We start from the raw sequence: 25,218 nt of genomic DNA, 5'->3' as shown, positions 1-25,218 counted from the left end.
GGCCGCCACATCGCAGGGCTCGTCGCGTGGTGGGGGTGCGGTGAGCGTGCGGGGAGGGGTCAGTCCGCGCGGCCGCGGCGAAAGGCCGTGCCGAGCGCGCCCCACAGCAGGACCGCGGGGGAGGCGCTGAGCAGGATCCCGGCCGGCTCGGCCGCCGGGTGGGGGCCTGCGCCGCTGGTCGCGGGGGTGTCGAGGGTGAGGGCCAGCAGCGTCAGCCCGGCCGCCAGGCCCGCGACGCCCAGGGACCAGAGCGTGGCCTCCACGCCGCGGGCGCCGCGCGGTGCGGGCCGCGGTGCGCCGTCGTACCGGGCGAACGGCACGGCGAGCAGGCCCCAGGCGGCGGACACGAGCGCCGCGGCGGCCATGTCCGACGGCCGGTGCCAGGCCTCCGTGTAGGCGACGGCGCCGGTGCAGGCGCTCACCACGGCGCCGAGGACGGTGGTGAGAGGTCGCCACCGGGCGGGCACGAGCAGCAGCGCGGCCACCGCGGCGCCCGTCGCGAGCGTCATGTGGCCCGAGGGCAGTGAGTTGCCGCCGGACCACGGGACCCCGTCGGCGTGCTCGGGCCGCGGAAGCGCCGCCTTGAGCAGCTGCGTGGTGAGGTTGGACCCGGCCAGCACGAGGAGGGCGAGCAGCCCCCGCCGCCGCCACCGGGCCACGGCGAGCGCGCCGAGCGAGGCCAGCGCCATGCCGACCGCCAACGCGAGCGGCAGGATCCGCACCACCTGGGAGGTCACGTCCGGCACGGTGTCCGCGTAGCGCTCCTCGACGGCGCGGAACACCTGGTACTCGAGCACCTGGCCGGCGGAGGACCACACCAGGGCGGCGTAGACCAGCACGACGCCGGCCACGCACGCGGCCAGCGCCAGCCACCACGTCCACGAGGGGAGGCGGCGGGGGGCGCGGGCGGTGGGGGGCATGGGTTCCATTGTGTCGGACGCGCAGCCGTCATGCAGGCTTCATCGGACGGTCACGCCCCCGTCGCCGTCCCGTCCTCCGCGCCCCTGAGCCGCCTGCCTAGCCTGGGGCCATGACCCGCGTGCCCCCCGCCCACGGACATCGCCCGGCCCTCCGCGACTCCACCGGCTCGGCTCACGGCCCGGGCGTCGAGCCGGGCGCCCGGCCCCGTCTCTCGGCCGAGGACCTGCTGGCCGCCCGGGACGCCCTGGCCCCCTTCGGCCGGCTGAGCCGGCAGGAGCCCATCGAGTGGGCCGCCGAGGAGCCCCTCGCCCCGGACCTGGCCGACTTCTACCGCTACGTGGGACCGGAGTGGCTGGAGATCGACACCCTCGGCCTGCCCGTGATGTTCTTCCCGCTGGACCGCCTGTGGGACGAGCAGGCCGGCTACCGGTGGAACCCCCGAACCGGTGCGCTGCTGGTGGACTGGAACGACGACTGGACCGTGGTGGCCAAGCAGGGCGCCGACCCGTTCATCCACGCGGCCTCCACCGGCCAGGTGCTCATGGCCCCGGGAGACGAGGGCTGGGAGGACCGCCTGGACGAGCCGCGACCGGTCTTCCGGGACCTCACCGAGATGACCCGCGCGCTCGCGGCCGTGGGCACGGCGTGGGCGCGCTTCGACGACCCGTTCACCGCCGACTGGCATCTCACCGAGGAGGTGACGGCCGCCGTCGTCGCCGGCCTGGAGGGGGTGCTCGGCGCCCACGACCGCGCCGTGGACCTGGCCCGAGCCCTCGGCTACCTCCGCGCCGTCTGAGCGTCGGCGCCGACACAGACAGTCCCACCCCGCCGGCGCCCGTCGGAACGGGAGCCGAGCGCCCTTCCTACACTGGCCGCATGAGCACCGCCCCCGCCCTGCCCCCGCTGCCCGGCGCGCCGGGCGGTCCCGCCCTGCCGAGCGTCGAGGAGCTGCTGGCCGACGCCGTCGCGGTCGCCCTGCCGATGCGCGTGCGGTTCCGCGGCACGGACCTCCGTCACGCCCTGCTGCTGCGCGGCCCGGCGGGCTGGGCCGAGTTCTCCCCGTTCCCGGAGTACGGTCCGCACGAGTGCGCCGCGTGGCTGGCCGCCGCGATCGAGGCCGGCTGGCAGGGCTGGCCCGGCCCGGTCCGCCAGACCGTCCCCGTCAACGCCACCGTGCCCGCGGTGGCCGCGGACGACGTCGAGGCCGTCCTGGCCCGCTACGGCGACGGCATCACCGCGGTCAAGGTCAAGGTGGCCGAGCACGGACCCGAGGGCGGTCTCGTCCCCGGCGGCCGCGAGGCCGACCTGGCCCGCGTGCGGCGGGTGCGCGCGCTGCTGCCCCACGCGCAGGTCCGCGTCGACGCCAACGCCGGCTGGACGCCCGCCGAGGCCGTCGACGTGCTCACCGCGCTGGCCGACGTCGGCCTCGAGTACGCGGAGCAGCCCGTGCCCGGCATCACCGCCCTCGCGGAGGTCCGCGCGGAGCTGCGCGCCCGGGGCGTCCCCACCCCGATCGCCGCGGACGAGGCGGTCCGCAAGGCCGAGGACCCGCTCGCCGTCGCGGCCGCCGGGGCCGCGGACCTGATCGTGGTGAAGGTCCAGCCGCTCGGGGGCGTGCGCCGCGCCGCGGCGATCGTGGCGGCCGCGGGGCTGCCCGCGGTGGTCTCCTCCGCGCTGGACACCTCCGTGGGCATCGCCGGCGGCGCCGCGCTCGCCGCCTGCCTGCCGTCCCTGCCGCACGCGTGCGGGCTCGGCACCGCGGCCCTCTTCGAGCACGACGTCGTCGCCCCGGCCTGGCGCCCGCGCGCGGGGGCCCTCCCGGCACCGGGGGAGCGGGCACCCGCCCCCGACCCGGAGCTGCTCGACCGCATCCGGGCGGACGGGACGCGGCAGGCGTGGTGGGCCGACCGCCTGCGCGCGGCCCACGCGGTGCTGGCCGCGCAGGGCTGACGAGCCCGCCCGGTCCCCGTCGACGCGGGGCATGTGAGCCGGATTACAGCATGTCGACGGGGCGAAATCCGGCGGCCGGGAAGAGTTCAACTCGCGGCCACCTGGGCGTGGCTCGCCGCTCGGAGCGAGGGGCCAAGGTGATGGCGGCCCCGGCCGGTCTCACCCCGGGGTCGTCTCCGGCCCGGCACCGGACCCCGGACCATCCCCACGACGCGAAGGACCCCGTCATGCTGAAGCGCCTCCTCCCCATGGCCGGCCACACCCGTGGCAACCGCTCCGCCGTCACGTGCGAGCTCAAGTGCGGCAACGCGTGCGCCCACCCGGTGCCCAACACCTCGGCGAACCCGACCTTCCAGCAGATCGCGGAGACCGCCATCTCGCGCCGCTCCGCCCTGGTCGGCGGCACCGGTCTCGCCGCCGCCGTCGTCATCGGCTCCCAGGTGGCCCAGGCCCCCGAGGCGCTCGCGGACAACGGCCGGCGCCCGACCGGCGGCGGCAAGCTCCCCTTCGAGCCCATCGCGCCGGTGAGCCGCACCGTGGACACCATGACCGTGCCGGAGGGCTACGACTGGGGCACCGTGATCCGCTGGGGCGACCCGCTGTTCGCCGACTCCCCGGAGTTCGACATCGAGCACCAGACCGGTGCGTCGCAGGCCGCCCAGTTCGGCTACAACAACGACTACCTGAACATCATCACCGACGGCGGCAACGACCGCTCCGGCTACCTCGTCTCCAACCACGAGTACACCAACGAGAACATCATGTTCTCCCCGGAGTACATCGCCTCGAACTTCGAGGACGTCGTCAACGTCGGCCTCCAGGCCCACGGCCTGTCCATCGTGGACCTCAAGCGCGCCAAGCGCGGCGCCCCGTGGGAGTACGTCCGCGGCGGCCGCCGCAACCGCCGCATCACCGGCACCACCGAGTTCGAGGTCCGCGGCCCGGCCGCCGGCCACGCGCTGCTCAAGACCGTCGAGGACCCGACCGGCACCCGCGTGCTGGGCACCCTGAACAACTGCGCCGGCGGCACCACCCCGTGGGGCACCGTGCTCTCCGGCGAGGAGAACTTCAACCAGTACTTCAAGGGCCGCGGCACGGCCGAGGAGAAGCGCTACGGCATCTCCGCCGCCGCCACCAGCCGCGGCTGGGAGAAGGTCCACGACCGCTTCGACCTGACCAAGCCCGGCTACGAGAACGAGGCCAACCGCTTCGGCTGGGTCGTCGAGATCGACCCCGAGGACCCGACCTCCACGCCCGTGAAGCACACCCTCCTGGGCCGCTTCAAGCACGAGGCCGGCACCGCCGTGATCTCCCCGTCCGGCCACGCCGTGGTCTACTCCGGCGACGACGAGCGCCACGACTACCTGTACAAGTTCGTCTCCGCCGAGAAGGTCCGCGAGGGCGACAAGAAGCACAACATGCGCCTGATGGACAAGGGCACCCTCTACGTGGCCAAGTTCTCCGGCGACTCCCCGGCCGCCCAGATCGACGGCAGGGGCACCCTGCCCTCGGACGGCGCCTTCGACGGCTCCGGCGAGTGGATCGCCCTGGCCGACGAGAAGACGTCCTTCGTCCCGGGCATGTCCCTGGCCGAGGTCCTCGTCTACACCCGCCTCGCGGCAGACAAGATGGGCGCCACCAAGATGGACCGCCCGGAGGACGTCGAGACCAACCCGGTCACCGGCAAGGTCTACGCGGCCCTGACCAACAACACCAAGCGCACCGCCGTGGACGAGGCCAACCCGGTCATCGGCAACCGCGACGGCCACGTCATCGAGATCACCGAGCGGGGCGGGGATCACACCTCCACCACCTTCACCTGGGTCATCCTGCTGCTCGCCGGCGACCCGGCGGTCTCCTCCTCGGCCTACTTCGCCGGCTACCCGAAGGAGAAGGTCTCCCCGATCTCCTGCCCGGACAACCTGGCGTTCGACTCCGAGGGCAACCTCTGGATCTCCACCGACGGCCAGCCCGGCACCATCGGCTACGCCGACGCGCTGCACAAGGTCACCCTCGACGGCGCCGAGCGCGGCCGCGTCCAGCAGTTCCTCGCCGTCCCCCGCGACGCCGAGACCTGCGGCCCCGTGATCCACGACCGCGACAACTCCGTGTTCGTCAACGTCCAGCACCCGGGCGAGGACGGCACCTGGGGCGCGCACACCTCCTACTTCCCGGACTTCCTGAGCCCGACTGGCCCGGTCCAGGTGGGCGACAAGGTCGCGGCCCCGCGTCCGTGCGTCGTCCAGGTGTTCAACGCCACCGGGAACAACGGCATCGGCAAGGGCGCCGGCAAGGAGAAGGGCAACAAGGGCAAGGGCAACGGCAACGGCAACGGCAAGGGCAACGGCAACGGCAAGGGCCCGAAGGGCTGACCCCCGCCTCCGCGAGGACCCTCGACGAGGCCGTCACGGCCGGCGCCACCGCGTCACCGTGGCGGCCTCGCCGCGTCCGGGGCCCGTCCGCGCCCGGGCCTAGACTGGTGGCCACCATGACCTCCGTCGACTCCCTCTCCGTGGCGCGCGCCGTCGCCACCGCCCTGATCGACGCCGGCATGCGGGACGCGGTGGTCTGCCCCGGCTCCCGCTCCGCCCCGCTGGCTTACGCGCTCGCGGCCCTCGAGCGCGCCGGCGAGGTCCGCCTGCACGTGCGGGTGGACGAGCGCTCGGCCGGCTTCCTCGCCCACGGGCTCTCGCTGGCCTCGGGGCGCCCGGTGGGCGTGCTGACCACCTCGGGCACCGCCGTCGGGAACCTGCTGCCCGCCCTGATGGAGTCCATCCACGCCGGCACGCGCGTGATCGCGCTGACCGCGGATCGTCCGCCCGAGCTGCACGGCACCGGCGCGAACCAGACCACGGACCAGAGGGGCGTGTTCGGCACGCACGTCCGCCATGCCGCCTCCCTCGGCTGCGACGCCGCCGACGGCGTGGATGCCGAGCAGCATCTGCGCCACGTGCGGGCCACCGTGCGCCGGGCCCTGCTGGCGGCCGAGGGGGTCGTCGCCGAGGCCGGTTCCGACGACGGCGCGCCCGGTCCGGTGACGATGGCAGAGGCCCCGGCCGGGCCGGTCCACCTGAACCTGCACTTCCGCGACCCGCTCGTGCCGAGTCCTGAGGAGGCGGCCGCCATGGGCGCCGCCGCGGCGCCGCACACCCCTGCTCCGGCCGTCGCCCCGACCGGCGCGAGCCCGGCCGCCGCCGCGTCGGCCTACCGGGCGCCCGGGGCGGTGCTCTCGGGGCTGCCCGAGCTGGACGTCGCCCGCCTGGACCAGCGGCGCACCGTCGTGCTGGCCTGCCACGGCGCCGGCCCCGTGGCCGCGGCCTTCGCGCTGTCCCTGGGCCTGCCCCTGCTGGCCGAGCCGTCGTCGAACGCGCGGTTCTCCGCCAACGCCATCGCCGCCTATCCGCTCCTGCTGGGCGCGGCCGGCGGGCGCGACGCGGACGCACACCCCCTTGCCGCCCGCATCGAACGGGTCGTGCTGTTCGGCCGGCCCACGCTCACCCGGACGGTCAACGCCCTGCTGGCCCGCCCCGACGTCGCCACGGCCCTGCACGCCCCCGAGCCCGCACCATGGTTCGAGCCGGGCCGGCGCCGGGAGACGCCCGTGGAGACCCTCGAGGAGCTCGCCGCCTTCGCCGGGCAGGGCGAGCCCGGCTGGCTCGCCGCGTGGCAGCACGCCTCGATGCGCGCCCAGGCCGCCGTGGAGGACGCGCTCGTCACCACCGACGCCGGCGACCGGCTCAGCCCGCAGACGGTGGCGCACGTGAGCGCCGCCATGGTCCGGGGTCCGCTCGTGCTGGGCTCGTCCTCGGTGATCCGGGACGTGGACCTGACCTGGCGGCCCCCCTCGGCGCCGGACGCGGAGGTGTACGCCAACCGCGGGCTCGCCGGGATCGACGGGACCGTCTCCACGGCCGCGGGCGTCGCACTGGCGCGCGGACGGCGGACCGTGGCCCTGCTCGGCGACCTCACCGCCCTGCACGAGGCGGGCGGCCTGCTCGTGGGCCCCACCGAGACCGAGCCGGACCTCGACCTCGTGGTCGTCAACGACGACGGCGGGGCGATCTTCGCGAGCCTCGAACACGGGGCCGTGGCCGAGGCGCCCGGCATGGCGGACCCCGTCGAACGGCTCTTCGGCACCCCGCACGGCGTGGACCTGGCCGCCCTGGCCGCCGCGTACGGCCTCCCGCACACGCGGGTCACCGACCGCGTCGACCTCGTCCGGGCCCTGTCCGACCCGGTGCGCGGCCGGCGTCTGCTCGAGGTCCGCTGCGACCGCGCCGACCGCCCGCGCGTCGCCGCCGCCCTGGCCGCGGCGGTGCGCGCCACGTTCCCGCCCGCGTGCCCCGTCCCGGACCCCGCGCCGGACGCCGGCCCGGCCCCCGCCCCGCCCACCGCCGAGCTCGCCGCCGAGGAGGCCCCCCAGTGACCGGCACGCCGACGTCGCCCGCGCCCGCCTCGACCCCCGCCGTCGTGCGCCGTGCCGACGTGCTGATCTCCGGCTGCGGCCCCGCCGGCGCCACCGCCGCCGCCCACCTCGCCGCGGCGGGGCTGGACGTGGTGGTGCTCGAGAAGACCGCGCACCCGCGTGAGAAGGTCTGCGGCGACGGCCTGACCCCGCAGGCGGTCCGGGAGCTGCAGCTGCTCGGCGTGCCCCACCGGGGTGAGCCCGGCGACGACGGCAGCTGGCGCGTCATCCGCGGCCTGCGGCTTCGCGCGGGCGAGCGCAGCGTGGACGTGCCGTGGGCGCCCACCCAGACCTGGCCGGACTACGCGCTCACACGCACCCGCCGGGACTTAGACGCCCTCCTGGCGGACCTGGCGCGCACCCGCGGCGCCGAGGTCCGCGAGCGGCACGCCGTCACCGGCGTCGTGCGGGACGAGGCCGGGCGCGTGGTCGGGCTGGACGCGGAGCTGATCGCGCCGAACGGCCGAAAGACCGGGGAGACCGCCCGCTTCACCGCACCGATCGTGCTCGCGTGCGACGGCGTCTCCGCCCGCGCCGCCGTCTCCGCGGGCCTGCACCGCCGCGAGGACCGGCCCATGGGCGTGGCCGTGCGGGCCTATTACACCGCCGGCGCCGCCGCCGACGGGGCGATCCCCGCCCCGCCCGGCGACCGGGGGGAGTGGATGGAGTCCTGGCTGCGCCTGCCGGACGCCGAGGGCAACCCGCTGCCCGGATACGGCTGGCTCTTCCCGCTCGCGGACGGCACCGTGAACGTGGGCCTGGGCATCCTGGACACCTCCCCGCAGTTCGGGAAGCTGGACTACCGCGGGCTGCTGAAGTCCTGGACCGGGGCGCTCACCGCGGACTGGGGGATCGCCGAGCAGACGCGCACCTCGCGGATCCTCGGCGCGGCCCTGCCGATGGCGTTCAACCGCACCCCCCAGCACGTGCCGGGCATGCTCCTGGTGGGCGACGCGGCCGGCATGGTCTCCCCGTTCAACGGCGAGGGCATCGGGTTCGCGATGGAGGCGGCCCGCCTCGCCGCGGACCTGGCGGTGCAGGCGCACGCGGCCGGGACCGACGGCGCCGCGGACGCGATCCTGTCCCGTTACCCGGTGATCACCCAGCACCTGTGGGGCCGCCACTTCGCCCTCGGCGCCCGGTTCGCCCGCCTGATCGGCGATCCGCGGGTGATGAAGGCGGCGCTGGGCGCCGGGATGGCCGCACCCCCGCTGCTGCGGGCCGCGGTGAAGGTCATGGGCAACACGGTGGACGCGCGGGGCGGCGACGCCGTCGACCGGGCCGTCCGCGTGCTCGAGGCGCTCACCCCCGCGCTGACGACCGCGGGCGGCGTGCCGTTGGGTAGGCTTGCCCGGTGACCACCGCAGACCCCGGCTTCGCCCTGCCCTCCGGCTTCGAACCCCTCGCCGAGCACGGCCGTGTCCTGGAGGTCGTGCTGACCGCGCTCGAGCAGGTCGAGGAGCAGCTGGACACCGCCCTCGGCTTCGACGACCTGTTCTCCGACACCGCCGCCCACCACCTGATGGCCGCCGGCGGCAAGCGGGTCCGTCCGGTCCTGACGGTGCTCGCCTCCCTCCTGGGCGACCCCGCCCTGGCCTCCGGCGAGGTCGCCGACGTGGACGCGCCCGTCCGCCAGGCCGCCGTCGTGATGGAGCTGACGCACCTGGCCACGCTGTACCACGACGACGTGATGGACGAGGCCCCCGTGCGCCGCGGCGCCCCCGCCGCCCACCGGCTGTGGGGCAACTCGGCGGCGATCCTGGCCGGCGACCTGATCTTCGCCCGCGCCTCCCAGCTCATGGCCGAGCTCGGCCCGCGGCCCGTGCAGATCCAGGCGGACACCTTCGAACGCCTCGTGCAGGGCCAGCTGTGGGAGACCCGCGGCCCGGCCGAGGGCGCGGACCCGATCGAGCACTACTACGCGGTGCTCTCCGGCAAGACCGGCTCGCTGATCGCCGCGGCCGGCATGCTCGGCGCGCTGCTGGGCGGAGCCGACGAGGCCGCCGTCCAGGTGATGCGCGCATACGGCGAGAAGGTGGGCCTGGCCTTCCAGCTCGCCGACGACCTGATCGACCTCACCGGCGACGCCGAGCGGATCGGCAAGGTCCCCGGCACGGACCTGCGCGAGCGCGTGCCCACCCTGACCACGCTGCTGCTGGCCCGCGCCGCGCAGGGCGAGGGGCCGGAGGCCGAGGACGCCCGCCGGGTGCGCGCGCTCGTGGACGGGCCGCTCGACACCGACGAGCAGCTGGCGGCCGCCGTCGCCGCGCTCACGGGCCACCCCGCCATCGACGAGGCGTGGGCGATCACCCGCGGCTGGGCGGAGCAGGCCAAGCAGGCGCTCGCCCCGTTGCCGGACTCCGCCGTGAAGGCGGCGCTCGAGGCGTTCGCCGACTACGTGGTGGGGCGTTCGGCCTGACGCCGCGGTCGGCGGCGTCGCCGCCTCGATCCGGGGCGGCCGCTCAGTCCAGGCGGGTCGGGGCGGGGTCCAGCGCGGCCGCGAGCTCCCGCGCCTTGCCGGCGCGGACCTCCGGGGCCACCGGGTGGCGCAGCTGCCGGTAGAGCATGTCCCCCTCGAAGCGGGGGAACACGTGCAGGTGGTAGTGCCACACGTGCTGGTTGCCGGCGGGCTCGTTGTGCTGGCGCGTGGAGACCCCGTCCGGGGCCCACGCGCGCTTCATGGCCAGCGCCACCTGCTGGGCCATCAGGGCGATGCGCTGCAGTACGCGCGGGGGCAGGTCGTAGAGGTTCTCGTAGTGCTCGGCCGGGCAGACCATGGCGTGGCCCTCGTGGTCGCCGAACCCGTCCACGGCGATCAGCACGAGCAGGTCCTCGTCCTGGTAGACGGTGTCCCCGAGCTCGCAGCGGTTGCCCGGGTCGGAGACGTCGCTGGCCACGAGCCCGCAGAACGGGCAGACGTAGTCGTCCGGGGCGTGGGAGACCGGGGCGGGCGCGGTCACCGGTCCAGCCCCTCGCCGTCGTCCTCGGGGTCCTCGAAGGTCCACGCGAGCAGGTCCGTCAGGAACTCGCTGAAGGTGCCGCCCTCGTCCTGCCACTCGCCCTCGGGCGCGTCGGCGCCGGCGGAGCGCCGCCACACCAGCGGGTCCGGCAGCGCCAGGTTGTCCACCGGCAGGCCCCACACGACCGTCTCGTCCGCGTCCTCCAGGAACATGAGGAAGCCGTCCCGCACCTCGAGGTCCTCGGGGTCCCACACGTAGTGGTCCGTCTCCATGAGGTCGCCGCAGTTGCCCAGGGCGAGGTAGAACTCGCGCAGGGCGGCCGGGATCATGAGCCCGGCACCGAGCTGCTCCGCCGCGGGGGACTGGGCCAGTCGGGCGTCGACGTCGGCCGGGGAGAGGCCGTCGTCCTCGGCCCAGGCGTCGCCCAGCAGGTCCGGGACGAGCCGCTGGAAGGCCGGGAGGTACACGGGGGCGGGGGGCTTGGCGGGCATGTCGTCAGTCTAGGCGTGCGCGCCCCGCCCGGCCCGGACCGCCCGACGCTGCAGGCGGGAGGCGTTCAGCTGGTCCACGGTGAACACCGCCAGGGACAGCCAGATCAGCCCGAAGCCCGCCCAGCGGGCCGCGGGCATCTGCTCGCCGAGGACCGTGACCGCCACGAGGAACTGCAGGATGGGCGCCGTGTACTGCAGCATCCCGAGCGTGGTCAGCCTCAGGGAGCGGGCCGCCGCCGAGAACAGGATGAGCGGAACGGCGGTGAGCACGCCGAGCCCGGCCATGAGCCAGAAGTGGCCGGGCCCCTCGGTGACGGTCGTGAGCAGCCCGGCCTGCGCCAGCAGCACGCTGCCCACCACGAACACGGGGATCAGCACCACGGTCTCGGCGGTCATCGCGGTCACTGCGTGCACGGGGGAGGGGAAGCGCTTCTTCACGAAGCCGTAGAGCCCGAACGAGGTGGCCAGCCCGAGCGCGATCCACGGCACCTGCCCCATCGCCGCGGACATCACGACGACGGCGGCCACCGCGATCCCGACGGCCACCCACTGGCCCCGCCGCAGCCGCTCCCCGAGGAAGAGCACGCCGAGCAGGACGTTCACCAGCGGGTTCATGAAGTAGCCCAGCGAGGCCTGGAGCACGTTGCCCGTGGTGACCGAGACCGCGTACAGCAGCCAGTTCACCGCGATGATCCCGGCGGCCAGACCCGTGGTGCCCCAGCGGCCGGGCGTGGCCAGCGCCGTCCCCAGCTCGCGCAGGCGGCGCATCACGGTCAGCAGCAGCAGGCAGAAGATCAGGGCGAAGCCGATGCGCACCACCACGATCTCCAGGGCCCCGGCGGGCGCGAGCATCGCCATGTAGAGCGGCAGCAGGCCCCACACGAAGTAGGCGGTGAAGCCGAGGGCCAGCCCGCGCGGGTCGTCGGCCGGGGCGGGGGAGACGGTGGGCAGGGCACCGGTGTCGGGGGCGGCGCCGTCGGGGGTCGAGCCGGGCCGGGCAGAGGGGGAGGAGGGGCTCACGCGGACCACTGTACGGTCCGGGTGAGCACTCTCACCCAGGTTCCTCCCGGTCACGGCGGTAGACTGAGGGTCGATCCCGCGCGCCGGCGCCGGGCCCCGCCCTGCGTCCTGCCGGCGCGCCCCGCCGTCGTCGAAAAGGACCCACCCGCCGTGACCGCTCGCCCTGACCGCCCGTTGCGCATCGCCATCATCGGTGCCGGACCCGCCGGGGTGTACACGGCGGACATCCTGACCAAGGAGGAGCGGGACTTCCGTGTCAGCATCGACCTGTTCGACCGGTACCCGGCCCCGTTCGGTCTGATCCGCTACGGGGTGGCTCCGGACCATCCGCGCATCAAGGGCATCGTGACCGCGCTGCACAAGGTCATGGACCGCGGGGACATCCGTTTCCTGGGGAACGTGGACTACGGCACGGACCTGAGCCTGGCGGATCTGCGTCGGCATTACGATGCGATCGTGTTCTCCACCGGGGCTGTGCGGGACGCGGTCCTGGACGTGCCGGGGGTGGAGTTGGCCGGCTCGTTCGGTGGCGCGGATTTCGCGTCCTGGTATGACGGGCACCCGGATGTGCCGCGGCACTGGCCGTTGGAGGCCACGCAGGTGGCGGTGATCGGCAACGGGAACGTGGCCCTGGATGTGGCCCGGATCCTGTCCAAGCATGCCGAGGATCTGTTGCCCACCGAGATCCCGGACAACGTGTACCGGGACCTGGCCGCTTCCCCGGTCACGGATGTGCACGTGTTCGGTCGGCGTGGGCCGGCGCAGGTGAAGTTCACCCCGTTGGAGCTGCGGGAGCTGGCGCATTCCCGGGATGTGGACATCGTGTTGTACGAGGAGGACTTCGACTTCGATGAGGCCTCGGAGAAGGCGATCGAGGAGAACAACCAGGTCCGCACGATGGTGGGGACGTTGACGAACTGGCTCATGGAGCAGGAGGACCGTCAGCAGAGCGCCTCGCGTCGGCTGCACCTGCATTTCCTGCAGGCCCCGGAGGAGTTCCTGGACGAGGACGGGGACGGCCGGGTGGACGGTCTGCGGATGCGCCGGATGGAGTTGGACGGTTCCGGTGGGGTCCGTCCGACGGGGGAGACCGTGGACTATCCGGTGCAGGCGATCTACCGGGCCGTGGGGTATTTCGGTTCGCCCGTGGAGGGGGTGGAGTTCGATGAGGTGCGCGGGGTGATCCCGAACGCGGAGGGTCGTGTGCTGGATGCGGACGGCGCCCCGGTGCCGGGTCTGTATGCCTCGGGGTGGATCAAGCGGGGCCCGGTGGGGTTGATCGGGCACACCAAGGGTGACTCCCTGGAGACGATCAAGCATCTGATCGAGGACGAGCCGGGGCTGTGGACGGCCCAGGAGCCCTCCGAGGAGTCGGTGATCGAGCTGCTCGAGTCCCGTGAGGTCCCGTACACCACGTGGGCCGGTTGGCACGCTCTGGATGAGCATGAGAAGTCCCTGGGTGCGCAGGCCACGGAGGCCGGTCCGGTGGCGCGGGAGCGGGTGAAGGTCGTGGACCGGGAGGAGATGACCCGCATCTCCCGCGACGGGGCCTCCGTCCCGACCGCCTGATCCGGGGCGGGCCCTGGCCGCCCCGGCGCTAGGCTTCCGGGGTGGCCCGCCTCCTCGTCGACATCACCCCGCTGCGGGTCTCACCCGCCTACCGGCGGCTGTGGCTCGGCAACACGCTCGCGTACGTGGGCACGCAGCTCACGCTCGTGGCGGTGTCCCTCGAGGTGTTCGCCCTGACCGGCTCCTCGTTCGCGGTGGGCCTGCTCGGCCTCGCCGCGCTCGTGCCCCTCGTGGTCGCGGGCCTGTACGGCGGCGCGATCGCGGACCGGCACGACCGCCGCCGCGTCGCACTGACCTCGTCGGCCGTCATGTGGCTGACCACGGTCGGCATCGCCGCGCAGGCCTGGGCCGGGTTCGAGTCGGTGCCGGTGCTGTACGCCCTCGTGGCCCTGCACTCCGGCGCGTCCGGCATCAACCAGCCCACCCGCGGCGCGATCATCCCCGCGCTCGTGGGCCTGCCGCTCGTGCCGGCGGCGAACGCGCTGAACATGATGACGTTCTCCGTGGCCCTGATGGTCGGCCCCGTGCTGGGCGGCGTGCTCGTGGCGGCGGTCGGCTACGCGTGGACCTACTCGATCGACGTCGTCACCTTCCTCGCCGCCCTGTACGCCGTGTGGCGGCTGCCGTCCCTGCCGCCGCAGCGGGCCGAGACCGCGACCGCCTCGGGGACGCGCTGGGGCCTGGCCTCGGTGGTCGAGGGCCTGCGCTTCCTCGGCTCGCGACCGAACCTGCGGATGACCTTCCTGGCGGACATCGTGGCTATGACGACGGCGTTCCCGCGCGCCCTGCTGCCCGCCATCGGCGCCGTGGTGCTCGGCGGCGGTGAGGCCGCCGTCGGGGTGCTGCTGGCCGCGATGGCGGCGGGCGCGTTCCTCGCGGGGCTGTTCTCCGCGCCGTTCACACGCCTGCATGCGCAGGGCTGGGGCGTGTACGTCTCGATCCTCGTGTGGGGCGCGGCGGTGGCCGCGTTCGGCGGCGTGGTGTGGTGGGCGCAGTCCCTGCCCGACGGCGATCCCCGCCTCACGCTCGCGTTCGCCCTCGCCGCGCTGTGCATGGCGGTGGGCGGGGCCGCGGATTCGCTCTCCGGCGTCTTCCGCGGCTCGATCCTGCAGTCCGCGACCCCGGACCACCTGCGCGGCCGGCTGCAGGGCGTGTTCGTCGTCGTGGTGGCGGGCGGGCCGCGCCTGGGCGAGCTGCTCACCGGCGGCGCCTCCGTGGGCCTGGGGGAGGGGCCGACCCTGCTGGCCGGCGGTGTGCTGTGCATGCTCGGCGTGACCGCGCTGATGCGGTGGCAGCCCGGCTTCCTGCGCTACGACGCGCGGAACCCCACACCCTGAGCGGGCGCGGGGTTCCGTGGCGGGAGGCTGCGAGCCCGCGACCGCCGAGGAGCGCCGAGCCAGACGTTTCTGCCCGTGAGCCAGATGATTCTGCTGCAGATCGGGCCGCGAAACCGCCGAAACGTCTGGCTCGCGGCAGCCTGAGCCGCCGTCCACGGGAGCCACCACGACGACGGCGGCCGGCGGGTCAGCGGTCGCGGTCGGCCTGGAGCGTGGCCGGCACCGCGCCGCCCAGGCGCGTCCAGTGGCGGACGAGGTCCTCGTCCGGGGCCGCCTGGAGCGTCTCGCGGGCCGCCTCCTCCGCCTTCGTGATGCGGCGCTCCAGATCCTGGTCCGCGCCCTCGTAGGCGGCCGCGTGCCGGTGGGAGCGCAGCGATCCGACGTCCTCCGTGCGACGCTCCACCACCGCGAGCTGCTCGGCGATCGCGTCCTGGTTGGCGCGCTGGGCCTTCAGGTTCGCGGGGGCGAGCACCTGGGCCACGAACCCGTGGTCGAGGAGGAGGCCGCGCGGGGCGGCGACCCCGTGGCGCAGCGCGAGGTCCACATGGTCCTCGAAGGTCAGGAGCATGGCGGCCTTGGTGAACTTCAGGTCGTCGACCGGGCGGCCGTCCACGCGGGCCCGGGCCCGCGCCCGGCCGATCGTGGTGTCGGCGGACCACACGGCCCCGCGAGGGTCGATCAGGTACAGCATGGGGACTCCTGGTGGGCTCGGAGGGGAGGCGGCGTGCGGATCAGCGGAAGTTCACGAACTGCAGGTCCGCGTCCTCGAAGTCCTTGAGCATCGCGATGACCGACTGCAGGTCGTCGCGGGACTTGGAGGACACGCGCAGCTCGTCCCCCTGGATCTGGGCCTTGACGGACTTGGGGCCCTCGTCGCGGATCAGCTTCGTGATCTTCTTCGCCGTGGGCTGGTCGATGCCCTCCTTCATGGTCGCCTCGATGCGGTACTCCTTGCCGGAGGCGAACGGGGCGCCGGCGTCGAGGGACTTGAGGGAGATGCCGCGCTTGACGAGCTTGGACTCGAACACGTCCTTGACGGCCTTGACGCGCTCCTCGGAGGAGGCCTTCATGAGGATCTTCTCGCCGGAGAAGTCGATCTCGGCGCCGACGCCCTTGAAGTCGTAGCGCTGGGCGATCTCCTTCTGCGCCTGGTTCAGGGCGTTGGACACCTCCTGGCTGTCCACCTTGCTGACGATGTCGAACGTGGAATCGCTGGCCACGGGTGCTCTCCTTCAGGGTCTGCGGACGGGGCGCGCCCGTCGTCGACGGCCACTGCGGGGCCGCGCGGGGCGCTCTGCGGATCAGCCTACCGGGGACGACGGGCGCGGTCCCGGGCCGATTGGCGGCGTGGCGCGGGGATGCTGTACAGTCGACTCTCGCCCGACCGGTGCGGTCGTCCTCGAGACGCCCAGCAGCCGCCGGGTGGCACGGCAGATTTCCCGAGCGGCCAAAGGGGGCTGACTGTAAATCAGCTGGCACTGCCTTCACTGGTTCGAATCCAGTATCTGCCACCGGAACGAAGACCCCGGGACCGTACGGTCCCGGGGTCTTCTGCCGTCCGGGGCCGTGGCCCACCCCGCGTCCCCGCCCCGGGAGGTGGCGGCCTCCCGCCAGGCGACGTAGCCTGCCTGTGGTCCGTGTCACACCCGATGCCCTCCGCGGTCCGGCGGCGGCACGGCCGTGCATCGTGACGCCGTGCGGCGTCGCCCGACCGTCCGCGAGGAGCGCCCGATGACCGAGTCCACCGCCCCCGAGTCCTTCACCCAGGGACCGACCGACGTCGAGCTGCTCGAGCAGACCCTGGCCCAGAACCTCGACGACACCGCCCGCCGGTTCGCCGACCGCGCCGCCCTCCTGGAGTGCGGACCGGACGGGGACCCGGCCACCGGACGCACCTGGACCTACGGGCAGCTGCAGGAGGAGTCCGTGACGGTGGCCAAGGCGCTCATGGCCGCGGGCTACGAGGCGGGGGACCGGATCGGGATGTGGAGCCCCAACGTCGCCGAGTGGGTCTCGCTGCTCTACGGCGCGGCACGCGCCGGCGTCATCCTCGTGAACCTCAACCCGGCGTACCGCGCCCACGAGCTGACGTACGTGGTCGAGCAGTGCGACATGCGCGGGCTGGTGGTGGCCTGCGCGGACGCACGCATGGACCCGCCCGCCACCGCGCGGGCCGTGGCCCGTGAGTCGGCGCCGCACCTGCGGCAGCTGATCATGCTGCCGGCCGGGAGCGGCGAGGACGCCTACGCCCACGTGCAGGACGGTGACGTGGCCGGCCGGCACGCCGCCGATCCCGTGGCCGAGGGCACGTGGGCCGCCTTCCTGGCCGGGGCCGCGCGGGTCTCGGACGAGGACCTGGCCGCGCGCGAGGCCGCCACCCGGCCGGCGGACCCCGTGAACCTGCAGTACACCTCGGGCACCACCGGCTTCCCCAAGGGCGTCACGCTGACGCATCGCAACGTGCTGAACAACGGCTTCCACATCGGCGAGCTGCTGGGCTACACGGAGGAGGACACCGTGGTGATCCCGGTGCCGTTCTTCCACTGCTTCGGCATGGTGATCGGCGTGATCGCCACCGTCTCCCACGGCTCGCTCGCCGTCATCCCGGCGCGCAGCTTCGAGCCGGTCTCGGCGCTGCGGGCCGTGGCCGCCACCGGCGCGACGAGCCTGTACGGCGTGCCGGCGATGTTCATCGCCATGCTCGCCCGGCCCGAGGCGGACGAGCTGGACCTGTCCACGCTGCGCACCGGCGTGATGGCCGGCTCGACGTGCCCTGTCGAGGTGATGAAGAAGGTCATCGACCGGTTCCACATGTCCGAGGTCGCCATCTGCTACGGCATGACGGAGACCGCGCCCGTGTCCACCATGACCCGCCGCGACGACTCCCTACAGGTGCGCACCCAGACCGTCGGCCGGACCATGCCCCACGTGGAGACGAAGATCGTGGACCCCGCCACCGGTGACGTCGTCCCGCGCGGGGCCACGGGCGAGCTGTGCACCCGCGGCTACTCCGTGATGCTCGGCTACTGGGACGCCCCCGAGAAGACCGCCGAGGTGCTGGACGCCGACGGCTGGATGCACTCCGGCGACCTCGCCTCCATGGACGAGGACGGCTCCGTGCGCATCGAGGGCCGCATCAAGGACCTCGTCATCCGCGGCGGCGAGAACATCTCCCCGCGCGAGGTGGAGGAATTCCTCTACACCCACCCGGACATCCAGGACGTCCAGGTGGTGGGCGTGCCGGACGAGAAGTACGGCGAGCAGCTCATGGCCTGCGTGATCATGAAGGACGGCGTCGAGCCGCTCACCGTGGACGCCGTCCGCGAGTTCGCCACGGGCCGGATCGCGCACTTCAAGATCCCGGCCTACGTCCGCGTGCTCGACGCCTTCCCCATGACCGTCTCCGGCAAGGTCCGCAAGGTCGAGCTGCGCGAAGAGGGCGCGAAGGTCGTCCAGGCCCAGGCCCACGCCCAGGGTGCGGGCTGACGACGACCGTCACCCTCAGGCGGCGGGCAGCGGGAACACGTCCCAGATGGTGCAGACCGCCTCGGGGGCGGCGCCCAGGATCGTGGCACGGTACGTGGTCGACCACGCCCGCGGGTCGGCGTCGCGCAGGCGCCACGTGCCGTCCGCGAGCACCGCGTCCACGAACGCGGAGGTGTCGGCGGGGCTGCCGTCCTCGTGGACCAGGGGGCCGCGACGCAGGGCTTCACCCAGGTCGCCCGCTCGGCCGACGGCGTAGAGCGCGGTCTCGTCCGTGTCCAGCACGAGGCCGCAGTCCTCCTCGAAGGCAGTGATCCAGGCCATCGCGTGCCGCATGGCCTCGTCCGGGTCGGGGTGGCGGGTCACGATGAGCACGGAGCCGCGCTCGCCCGGACGCAGGGAGCCGGGCGTGCCGGGGCCGTGCGGGTCGGGTTCGCGCGGGGCGGCGGCGGTGTGCGGGCGGGGCTCGAAGGCGGTGGTCATGGCGGTCTCCTCCCGGGTGGGGACTCATCAGGGTCCCGGCGGCGCCGCACCGGTCGGAGCGGCATCGCCCACGCTAGGAACCCGGGGCGGGCGGCCGGCCGGACCCGGCCGGGGCTGGGGAGGACACGCCGGGAGCAGCGGCCTGTGCAGGAGCGGAGGGGTCGCGCGGACGCGCCGGCACGGCCTCGGCCGGCCCGGCGTCGCGTCAGTGGGCGCGGTGGTCGGCCGGGGCGAGCTTGGGCCCGAACGCCTGCTTGCGCTCTCCGGAGAGCCCGATCATCCGCACCACCCGCTGCCGGTGCCCGGCCCATGGCGCGAGCAGGCGGAGCATCCCGGCGTCGTCGGTCCGGCGTCCCGTGAGGACCTGCCCCACGTACTGCGCCAGGTGGTAGTCGCCCACGGAGACGAGGTCCGCCGCCCCGTGGCTGCGCTGCAGCGCCTCGGCCGTGGTCCACGGCCCGATCCCGGGCACCGACTCCAGGCGCCGGGCCAGCGCGGCCACCCCGGCCGTGTCCCCGGGGGCGACCGCGTCGCCGAGCCGGTCGATGCTCGCGGCCCGCCGGGCGACCTCCAGCATGGTCCGCGACTGGGAGGGCTGCACCCAGGCCCGCGCATGCCAGTCCCACGAGGGGATCCGCAGGACGGCGGCCGGGGTCGGCGGCGGCAGCATCCCCGGCGGCACCGGGCCGGGGGCGGGCCCGTCGTCGTCGATCCGGGCGGCCAGCCGCACGAGGGTGCGCCAGCCGTGCCGCGCCTGGTCGTGGGTGACCTTCTGCTCGAGCACGGCGGTGAGCAGCTGCCGGGACAGCGCGCCCGCCGCCGGCAGCCGCAGCCCGGCCCGCATCCGCCGCGCCTCGCGCACGTGCGGCGGCAGCGCGGGCGCGCCGGAGTCCGGCCGCAGCAGGGCGTCGAAGGCTTCCCAGCCGTCGTCGTGCAGGCCGAGCAGGCGTTCCACGCCGGCGACGGCGGCGCTCGCGCCCGCGCCCCACGCGCGGGCCGTCACCGCGGTGCCGCCCCCTGCGGCCTCCCGGACGCCGGAGACCAGCAACGACGTCGGCCGGCCCGGGCCGTCCGACGCCACGTCCGGGGCGGGGGAGCGCAGAGTGAGCCAGACGCCCTGCGGTGTGGCGCGGACCGTGGGGTCGGCCGCACCGCGCTGCAGGGGGCGCAGGGTGAGCGCGACGTCCACGGGGACGGGCACGCGCACGCGGCGCTCGGCGTCCGGGGCGGTCATGCCCGCACCGTACACCCGGGCCCGGACAGGACGACGTCGGCCGTGACGGCGCGCACGCCGGGCGTTGCCCCGCGTGTCCGGAGCCCTCCTTAGGCGTCCGGCCCCTGGCGTAGCGTGGGGTGCGTGAGTGAAAAGACCCCCGCGCCCACCCCTGCGCAGCCCATGCAGTACGCCGAGAACGTCCTCGAGCTGATCGGGCACACCCCGCTCGTGAAGCTGCACTCCGTGACGGAGGGCATCGAGGCCACCGTCCTGGTGAAGGTCGAGTACCTGAACCCCGGCGGCTCCGTGAAGGACCGCATCGCGCTGAAGATGATCGAGGAGGCCGAGCGCGAGGGCCTGCTCGGCCCGGGCGGCACCGTCGTGGAGCCCACCTCGGGCAACACGGGCGTGGGGCTGGCCCTGGTCTCACAGCTCAAGGGCTACCGCACCGTGTTCGTCACCCCGGACAAGGTGGGTCAGGAGAAGCGGGACGTGCTCAGCGCGTACGGCGCCGAGCTCGTCGTCACGCCCACCGCCGTGGACCCGACGTCCGAGGAGTCCTACTACGGGGTCGCCGACCGCCTCGTGCGGGAGATCCCCGGGGCCTATCAGCCCAACCAGTTCTTCAACCCCGCCGCCCCGGCCTCCCACTACGAGACCACCGGCCCCGAGATCTGGGAGGACACGGCCGGCCGCGTCACCCACGTCGTGATGGGCGCCGGCACGGGCGGCACCATCACGGGCACCGGCCGCTACCTCAAGGAGGTCTCGGCGGACCGCCCGTCCGGTCCGGTCCGCGTGATCGGCGCGGACCCCAGCGGCTCGGTGTACTCCGGCGGCGCCGGCCGGCCCTACTTCGTCGAGGGTGTCGGCGAGGACATGTGGGTGGACAACTACGACCCCGCGGTCCCGGACGAGGTCATCGCCGTCGAGGACGCCGAGGCCCTGGCCATGACCCGCCGCCTCGCCGCCGAGGAGGGCCTGCTCGTGGGCGGCTCCTCCGGTCTGGCCGTCGTCGCCGGCCTGCGCGCCGCCCGCGAGCTCGGCCCGGAGGACGTCATGGTGATCGTGCTGCCCGACTCGGGCCGCGGCTACCTCGCCAAGATCTTCAACGACCCGTGGATGGACGAGCGCGGCTTCGACTACGACGTCCGCGAGACCGTGCTGCCGGCGTGGGCGCGCGGGCGCACCCGCTCGGCGGTCCCGCAGATGGACGACGACGGCGCCACGGGGGCCGCCGGCGGGGCCGGCACGCCCGTCGAGGTGCTCGAGCACGCCGACGCCGAGCCGGCGACCCGCGCGGGCGCCCCCGCCGAGGCCGACCGCTGGTCCGCGACGGCGGGGGAGCTGCTGACCGAGAAGGCCGACCTGTTCCCGGGCTCCGTGCCCACCCTCGTCACCGCGGCCCCGACCACCTCGGTGGCGGACGCCGTGGCGACCATGAACCGGTACGGCGTCGACGCCCTGCCCGTGATCCTCGAGCCCCGGCACGACCTGCGGATCGGCGAGGTCCGCGGCACCGTCTCCTCCGCCGCGCTCGCGGACGCCCTCGCTGAGGGGCGGGCCACCGCGCAGACCCCCGTGGCCGACGTCATGGGCCCCGTGCTGCCCTGCCTGGGGGCGCGCACCCCGCTGCGCGCCGTGGCCCGGCGCCTCGCCCAGGACCCCGTGCTGCTGGTGCTCGAGGCCGGCCGCGTCCAGGGCGTCGTCACCCTGCACGACGTCCTCGCCCACGTCACCGCCTGAGGCCGGCCGCACCGGCCGCGCCCGCCCCACCCGACCCGATCTCTCCGAGGAGGCTCCCGAGATGACCGAGCAGAACGTCCACGAGGACCCGCACGCCACCACCCCCGACACCGGCGCCGAAGACGCCGCCGCCCACCCCCAGGGGGGAGGCTTCGGCACGCGCGCCGTGCACGCGGGCCAGCACCTGGACGAGGTGTTCGGCGCCGTCGTCCCGCCGATCCACCTCTCGAGCACCTACGCGCCCACGGCCGTCGGCGAGCTGCGGCGCGGCTACGACTACGGCCGCGGCACCAACCCCACCCGGGACGCGCTGCAGGAGCAGCTGGCCGCGCTCGAGGCCGGCGTCGACGAGTCCGGCGCCCCCCGGGCCACCGGCCTCACGTTCGCCTCCGGCCTGGCCGCGGAGACCGCGCTGATCATGGGCGCGGGCCGGCCGGGCATGACGATCGTGCTCGGCAACGACGTGTACGGCGGCTCCTACCGCCTCATCTCCCGCGTGCTCGCCCCGTGGGGCGTGGAGCACGTCGTCGTGGACATGGGGGACGCCGAGCAGGTCGCCGCCGCCGTCGAGCGCGCCGCCGCCACGGGGCCGGTCATGGTGTGGCTGGAGACCCCGTCCAACCCGATGATGAAGATCTCCGACGTCGCCGCGGTCGCGGAGGCGGCCCACGCGCACGGCGCCCTGCTCGTGGTGGACAACACCTTCGCGACGCCGTACCTGCAGTCCCCGATCGCCCTCGGCGCGGACGTGGTGGTGCACTCCACCACGAAGTACATCGGCGGCCACTCGGACGTGATCGGCGGGGCGCTCGTGATCCCGGACGCCGCACTCGCCGAACAGGTGAAGTTCCAGCAGTTCGCGGCGGGGGCCGTGAACGGGCCCATGGACGCGTACCTGACCACGCGCGGCCTCAAGACGCTCGGGGTGCGCATGGACCGCCACCAGGCCAACGCCCAGGCCGTCGCCGAGTGGCTCACCGGCCGCGCCGAGGTCTCCCAGGTGCTGTACCCGGGGCTGCCGGACCACCCCGGCCATGAGCTCGCACAGCGGCAGATGCGCGGTTTCGGCGGCATGGTCTCGCTGCGCCTGTCCGGCGGCGCCGCGGCGGCCCGCCGCGTGGCCGAGTCGACCCGCCTGTTCCAGCTCGCTGAGTCCCTGGGCGGCATCGAGTCGCTGATGAACTACCCGGCGGAGATGACCCACGCCTCCGTGGCCGGCACCGAGCTGGCCGTCCCGGACGACCTGCTGCGCCTGTCGGTGGGCATCGAGGACGCCGAGGACCTCGTGGCGGACCTGGAGCGGGCTCTGGGCAGCCTCTGACCCGCCGACGTCCGTGTCAGAGATTTTGGGGCGGTTTCGGGCGGTATCCGACGCGGATACCGCCCGAAACCGCCCCCAAAGCGCACGGGTGGGGAGCACGGGGCGGCGTAGTGTGACGGGCATGACCCTCACCGCCTTCGTCAACGCCCACGTCGTCCCCGTCGCCGCCGAACCGTTCGACGGCGCCCTGCTCGTCGAGGACGGCCGGATCACCGCGCTCGGCCCCGACGTCCGGGCACCCGACGGCGCCGACGTCGTGGACTGCGAGGGCCGCTGGCTGCTGCCCGGCTTCGTGGATGCCCACGTCCACCTCGGCATGCACGCCGAGGGCGAGGTCGGTGCGACCGCGGACGTCAACGAGATGACGGACCCGGTGATGGCCGGGGTGCGGGCGATCGACGCCGTCGACCCGAACGAGCCGGGCTGGAAGGACGCCCTGGCCGGCGGGGTGACCACCGTGAACGTGAACCCCGGCTCGGGCAACCCGATCGGCGGCCAGGCGGTGGCGCTGCACACCCACGGGCGCACCGTGGACGAGATGGTGCTGCGCAGCCCCTCGGGCGTGAAGTCCGCCCTCGGCGAGAACCCCAAGAACGTCTACAAGGAGAAGGGCCGCACCCCGTCCACGCGGCTGGGCACCGCCCTCGTGATCCGCGAGGCGTTCCTGCGGGCGCAGGGCTACATGGCCCGTCGCGCGGAGGCCGAGCGCGAGGGCAAGCCCTTCACCCGCGACCCCCACCTCGACGCCCTCGCCCTCGTCCTGGAGCGCACGATCCCCTAGCGCCAACACTGCCACCGCACCGACGACGTCGCCACCGCCCTGCGCCTGGCCGACGAGTTCGGCTACGACCTCGTCCTGGACCACGGCACCGAGGCGCACCCGCTGGCCGACCAGCTCGCGGCCCGCGGCGTGCCGGTGCTGATCGGCCCGCTGTTCACCACCAAGTCCAAGCCGGAGCTGCGGGGTCGCTCGATGCGCAACCCGGGGCGTCTGGCGCGGGCCGGCGTCGAGATCAGCATCATCACCGACCACCCGGTGGTGCCCATCGACTTCCTCGTCTACCAGGCCGCGCTGTCGGTGAAGGAGGGCCTGGACCGGGAGACCGCTCTGCGCGCCATCACCCTCCATCCCGCGCGCGTGCTGGGGTTGGACGACCGCATCGGCTCCCTCGAGGTGGGCAAGGACGCCGACCTCGTGCTCTGGTCCGGCGACCCGCTCGATGTCATGCAGCGGGCCCTGCGCGTGTGGATCGGCGGCCGTCAGGTCATGGAGTACGACCTCGCCACGGCCCGGCCCGTCGTCGCCTCCGCCCGTCCCGTGGAGGACTGAGCGGCCCCGCCGCCCGGCGGCGCCGCCCGGCGACGGGGGCCGGACGCGCGGGCTCAGCGCCGCACGCGCGAGCGCACGGGCGGCAGCCAGACGAGCGCGGCGCCCAGGAGCATCACGACGGCGAGGATGATCAGCAGGCCGTTGGCCCGCAGGAACGCGGGGGCGGCCAGCAGGACGGCGATGAACGTCAGGGTCCCGATCGCCGAGCGACGGCGGCGCAGCAGACCGATCCAGCCCCACAGGGACGCCGCGGCCAGCAGGCCGACGGCGGTGCCCATCGTGAACTGCCCCGTCGCGCCGCCCAGCACGCCCACCGACTCCATGCCGGTGAGCGGATCGATGACGGGCTCGCCGCTGTCGTGTGCGCGGGCCCCGTTCCAGAGGAACGCGCCCGCGATGCCGACCAGCACCACGGTGACCGCGAGCCAGTAGATGCGCGCGACCTTCAGGAGCGGGTGGACGAGGCCGGCGTCGGACTCGGCCGCGTCCCGCTCGGCCAGGTCGCGCTCGCGGTCCGCGCGGCGCCGTTCCAGGCGCTCCTCGTCCTCGGCGGTGAGGCGGGCGCGCACGGCGCGCAGCCGTGCGTCGTCGGCCCGCTGACTCTCCCGGAAGGACTGGGCGGCGCGGCCGGCGGCCCGGCCGAGTCCGCGGGCGAGGGGGCGGTCTTCGCTGTTCTGGGGCACGTGCCGAGCCTATCGTCCCGGCCGGTGAGCGACCGGGGTGTCCGAGGGCACAGCCCGGCCCGGGGTCCGGTGGCGTAGACTGGGCGGACCGGATCCGGTCTCTCCCCTTGTGATGAGTGAGCGTGGACGCGTGTGCCACGCCGGACTGCAGATGTGTGTGCAGATGTGTGTGCGGGCCACGAACGTCGTGGCCCTCGGGGGCTGCCGGGTGGACGGAATCATCTGACCCAGCTGGCCCCTGCG

At 74.5% G+C, this 25,218-nt stretch carries 20 protein-coding genes, 1 tRNA gene and 1 pseudogene; 13 read left to right on the top strand and 9 right to left on the bottom strand.

From position 1 onward, the window contains the following. Nucleotides 1-59 precede the first annotated feature (59 nt). Nucleotides 60-920, bottom strand: coding sequence for a phosphatase PAP2 family protein (locus tag AC0VX0_RS09045; protein ID WP_377636220.1), 861 nt, complete (start codon nucleotides 918-920; stop codon nucleotides 60-62). A gap of 110 nt (nucleotides 921-1,030) precedes the next feature. On the opposite strand from AC0VX0_RS09045, the gene AC0VX0_RS09040 reads away from it, so the two are divergent. From AC0VX0_RS09040 to AC0VX0_RS09015, 6 genes are all read left to right on the top strand, one after another. Then, nucleotides 1,031-1,717 carry a hypothetical protein gene (locus tag AC0VX0_RS09040; RefSeq protein ID WP_036317999.1) on the top strand — a complete coding sequence of 229 codons (687 nt, stop codon included), beginning with the start codon at nucleotides 1,031-1,033 and terminating at the stop codon, nucleotides 1,715-1,717. A gap of 80 nt (nucleotides 1,718-1,797) precedes the next feature. Further along, nucleotides 1,798-2,871, top strand: coding sequence for an o-succinylbenzoate synthase (locus AC0VX0_RS09035; RefSeq protein WP_036318002.1), 1,074 nt, complete (start codon nucleotides 1,798-1,800; stop codon nucleotides 2,869-2,871). A 227-nt stretch (nucleotides 2,872-3,098) separates the two neighbouring features. After that, nucleotides 3,099-5,243 (top strand): PhoX family protein, encoded by a 2,145-nt coding sequence (locus AC0VX0_RS09030; RefSeq protein WP_169577776.1) that lies wholly within the window; start codon nucleotides 3,099-3,101, stop codon nucleotides 5,241-5,243. Nucleotides 5,244-5,359: 116 nt separating this feature from the next. Next, nucleotides 5,360-7,297 carry a 2-succinyl-5-enolpyruvyl-6-hydroxy-3-cyclohexene-1-carboxylic-acid synthase gene (gene menD / locus AC0VX0_RS09025; protein WP_041104939.1) on the top strand — a complete coding sequence of 646 codons (1,938 nt, stop codon included), beginning with the start codon at nucleotides 5,360-5,362 and terminating at the stop codon, nucleotides 7,295-7,297. Continuing rightward, on the top strand, nucleotides 7,294-8,694 hold the full coding sequence (locus tag AC0VX0_RS09020) for a geranylgeranyl reductase family protein (RefSeq protein WP_357013174.1): 1,401 nt from the start codon (nucleotides 7,294-7,296) through the stop codon (nucleotides 8,692-8,694). The genes menD and AC0VX0_RS09020 overlap by 4 nt, the downstream gene beginning before the upstream one ends. Next, a complete protein-coding gene (locus AC0VX0_RS09015; RefSeq protein ID WP_357013172.1) occupies nucleotides 8,691-9,755 on the top strand; it encodes a polyprenyl synthetase family protein in 1,065 nt (354 codons plus the stop codon). Before AC0VX0_RS09020 ends, AC0VX0_RS09015 begins: the two co-directional genes overlap by 4 nt. Before the next feature lie 43 nt (nucleotides 9,756-9,798). Here the strand turns inward: AC0VX0_RS09015 and AC0VX0_RS09010 are convergent, their stop codons facing one another. The 3 genes from AC0VX0_RS09010 to rarD are packed head-to-tail and all read right to left on the bottom strand — an operon-like array spanning nucleotide 9,799 to nucleotide 11,816. Next, nucleotides 9,799-10,296: an HIT family protein gene (locus AC0VX0_RS09010; protein WP_070709449.1), complete on the bottom strand. Its 498-nt coding sequence runs from the start codon at nucleotides 10,294-10,296 to the stop codon at nucleotides 9,799-9,801. Further along, the gene (locus tag AC0VX0_RS09005; RefSeq protein ID WP_036337079.1) at nucleotides 10,293-10,787 is read right to left on the bottom strand and encodes a hypothetical protein; all 495 of its coding nucleotides are present in this window, start codon (nucleotides 10,785-10,787) and stop codon (nucleotides 10,293-10,295) included. The genes AC0VX0_RS09010 and AC0VX0_RS09005 overlap by 4 nt, the downstream gene beginning before the upstream one ends. Before the next feature lie 9 nt (nucleotides 10,788-10,796). Then, nucleotides 10,797-11,816: an EamA family transporter RarD gene (gene rarD / locus AC0VX0_RS09000; RefSeq protein ID WP_357013168.1), complete on the bottom strand. Its 1,020-nt coding sequence runs from the start codon at nucleotides 11,814-11,816 to the stop codon at nucleotides 10,797-10,799. A gap of 141 nt (nucleotides 11,817-11,957) precedes the next feature. Between rarD and AC0VX0_RS08995 the strand changes: the two genes are divergently transcribed. Further along, nucleotides 11,958-13,376 carry an FAD-dependent oxidoreductase gene (locus tag AC0VX0_RS08995; protein WP_357013165.1) on the top strand — a complete coding sequence of 473 codons (1,419 nt, stop codon included), beginning with the start codon at nucleotides 11,958-11,960 and terminating at the stop codon, nucleotides 13,374-13,376. 41 nt (nucleotides 13,377-13,417) lie between these two features. Beyond that, the gene (locus AC0VX0_RS08990; protein WP_070709429.1) at nucleotides 13,418-14,713 is read left to right on the top strand and encodes an MFS transporter; all 1,296 of its coding nucleotides are present in this window, start codon (nucleotides 13,418-13,420) and stop codon (nucleotides 14,711-14,713) included. A 187-nt stretch (nucleotides 14,714-14,900) separates the two neighbouring features. Here the strand turns inward: AC0VX0_RS08990 and AC0VX0_RS08985 are convergent, their stop codons facing one another. Beyond that, nucleotides 14,901-15,404 carry a hypothetical protein gene (locus AC0VX0_RS08985; protein ID WP_115165934.1) on the bottom strand — a complete coding sequence of 168 codons (504 nt, stop codon included), beginning with the start codon at nucleotides 15,402-15,404 and terminating at the stop codon, nucleotides 14,901-14,903. 40 nt (nucleotides 15,405-15,444) lie between these two features. Continuing rightward, nucleotides 15,445-15,933, bottom strand: coding sequence for a YajQ family cyclic di-GMP-binding protein (locus tag AC0VX0_RS08980; RefSeq protein ID WP_036317682.1), 489 nt, complete (start codon nucleotides 15,931-15,933; stop codon nucleotides 15,445-15,447). Nucleotides 15,934-16,142: 209 nt separating this feature from the next. Between AC0VX0_RS08980 and AC0VX0_RS08975 the strand changes: the two genes are divergently transcribed. Then, nucleotides 16,143-16,224 (top strand) — tRNA-Tyr (locus AC0VX0_RS08975). A 220-nt stretch (nucleotides 16,225-16,444) separates the two neighbouring features. Beyond that, complete coding sequence (locus tag AC0VX0_RS08970) at nucleotides 16,445-18,199, top strand: AMP-binding protein (protein WP_340309371.1); 1,755 nt, start codon at nucleotides 16,445-16,447, stop codon at nucleotides 18,197-18,199. A gap of 15 nt (nucleotides 18,200-18,214) precedes the next feature. Here the strand turns inward: AC0VX0_RS08970 and AC0VX0_RS08965 are convergent, their stop codons facing one another. Further along, nucleotides 18,215-18,679 carry a hypothetical protein gene (locus AC0VX0_RS08965; RefSeq protein ID WP_041103583.1) on the bottom strand — a complete coding sequence of 155 codons (465 nt, stop codon included), beginning with the start codon at nucleotides 18,677-18,679 and terminating at the stop codon, nucleotides 18,215-18,217. Between the two features lie 205 nt (nucleotides 18,680-18,884). Continuing rightward, a complete protein-coding gene (locus AC0VX0_RS08960) occupies nucleotides 18,885-19,913 on the bottom strand; it encodes a DNA-3-methyladenine glycosylase family protein (RefSeq protein ID WP_102708520.1) in 1,029 nt (342 codons plus the stop codon). Between the two features lie 162 nt (nucleotides 19,914-20,075). On the opposite strand from AC0VX0_RS08960, the gene AC0VX0_RS08955 reads away from it, so the two are divergent. The 3 genes and pseudogenes from AC0VX0_RS08955 (at nucleotide 20,076) to AC0VX0_RS08945 (ending at nucleotide 24,292) form a co-directional block, all read left to right on the top strand. Next, the gene (locus AC0VX0_RS08955) at nucleotides 20,076-21,641 is read left to right on the top strand and encodes a pyridoxal-phosphate dependent enzyme (protein WP_036317690.1); all 1,566 of its coding nucleotides are present in this window, start codon (nucleotides 20,076-20,078) and stop codon (nucleotides 21,639-21,641) included. A gap of 61 nt (nucleotides 21,642-21,702) precedes the next feature. Beyond that, nucleotides 21,703-22,962, top strand: coding sequence for a cystathionine gamma-synthase (locus AC0VX0_RS08950; protein WP_083325348.1), 1,260 nt, complete (start codon nucleotides 21,703-21,705; stop codon nucleotides 22,960-22,962). 121 nt (nucleotides 22,963-23,083) lie between these two features. Continuing rightward, a pseudogene (locus tag AC0VX0_RS08945) lies at nucleotides 23,084-24,292 on the top strand (amidohydrolase). Between the two features lie 53 nt (nucleotides 24,293-24,345). Here the strand turns inward: AC0VX0_RS08945 and AC0VX0_RS08940 are convergent. Beyond that, the gene (locus tag AC0VX0_RS08940; protein ID WP_377636224.1) at nucleotides 24,346-24,975 is read right to left on the bottom strand and encodes a hypothetical protein; all 630 of its coding nucleotides are present in this window, start codon (nucleotides 24,973-24,975) and stop codon (nucleotides 24,346-24,348) included. Nucleotides 24,976-25,218 lie beyond the last annotated feature (243 nt).

It is taken from the genome of Micrococcus sp. iso_26 (assembly GCF_056172975.1).
This window is presented reverse-complemented; position numbering and strand designations above follow the sequence as displayed.

What these genes read in the sequence shown, in the direction of transcription:
- AC0VX0_RS09045 (WP_377636220.1), bottom strand. Translation starts at nt 920, where the DNA reads ATGCCCCCCACCGCCCGCGCCCCCCGCCGCCTCCCCTCGTGGACGTGG.
- AC0VX0_RS09040 (WP_036317999.1), top strand. Translation starts at nt 1,031, where the DNA reads ATGACCCGCGTGCCCCCCGCCCACGGACATCGCCCGGCCCTCCGCGAC.
- AC0VX0_RS09035 (WP_036318002.1), top strand. Translation starts at nt 1,798, where the DNA reads ATGAGCACCGCCCCCGCCCTGCCCCCGCTGCCCGGCGCGCCGGGCGGT.
- AC0VX0_RS09030 (WP_169577776.1), top strand. Translation starts at nt 3,099, where the DNA reads ATGCTGAAGCGCCTCCTCCCCATGGCCGGCCACACCCGTGGCAACCGC.
- menD (WP_041104939.1), top strand. Translation starts at nt 5,360, where the DNA reads ATGACCTCCGTCGACTCCCTCTCCGTGGCGCGCGCCGTCGCCACCGCC.
- AC0VX0_RS09005 (WP_036337079.1), bottom strand. Translation starts at nt 10,787, where the DNA reads ATGCCCGCCAAGCCCCCCGCCCCCGTGTACCTCCCGGCCTTCCAGCGG.
- AC0VX0_RS08985 (WP_115165934.1), bottom strand. Translation starts at nt 15,404, where the DNA reads ATGCTGTACCTGATCGACCCTCGCGGGGCCGTGTGGTCCGCCGACACC.
- AC0VX0_RS08970 (WP_340309371.1), top strand. Translation starts at nt 16,445, where the DNA reads ATGACCGAGTCCACCGCCCCCGAGTCCTTCACCCAGGGACCGACCGAC.
- AC0VX0_RS08965 (WP_041103583.1), bottom strand. Translation starts at nt 18,679, where the DNA reads ATGACCACCGCCTTCGAGCCCCGCCCGCACACCGCCGCCGCCCCGCGC.
- AC0VX0_RS08960 (WP_102708520.1), bottom strand. Translation starts at nt 19,913, where the DNA reads ATGACCGCCCCGGACGCCGAGCGCCGCGTGCGCGTGCCCGTCCCCGTG.
- AC0VX0_RS08955 (WP_036317690.1), top strand. Translation starts at nt 20,076, where the DNA reads ATGCAGTACGCCGAGAACGTCCTCGAGCTGATCGGGCACACCCCGCTC.
- AC0VX0_RS08950 (WP_083325348.1), top strand. Translation starts at nt 21,703, where the DNA reads ATGACCGAGCAGAACGTCCACGAGGACCCGCACGCCACCACCCCCGAC.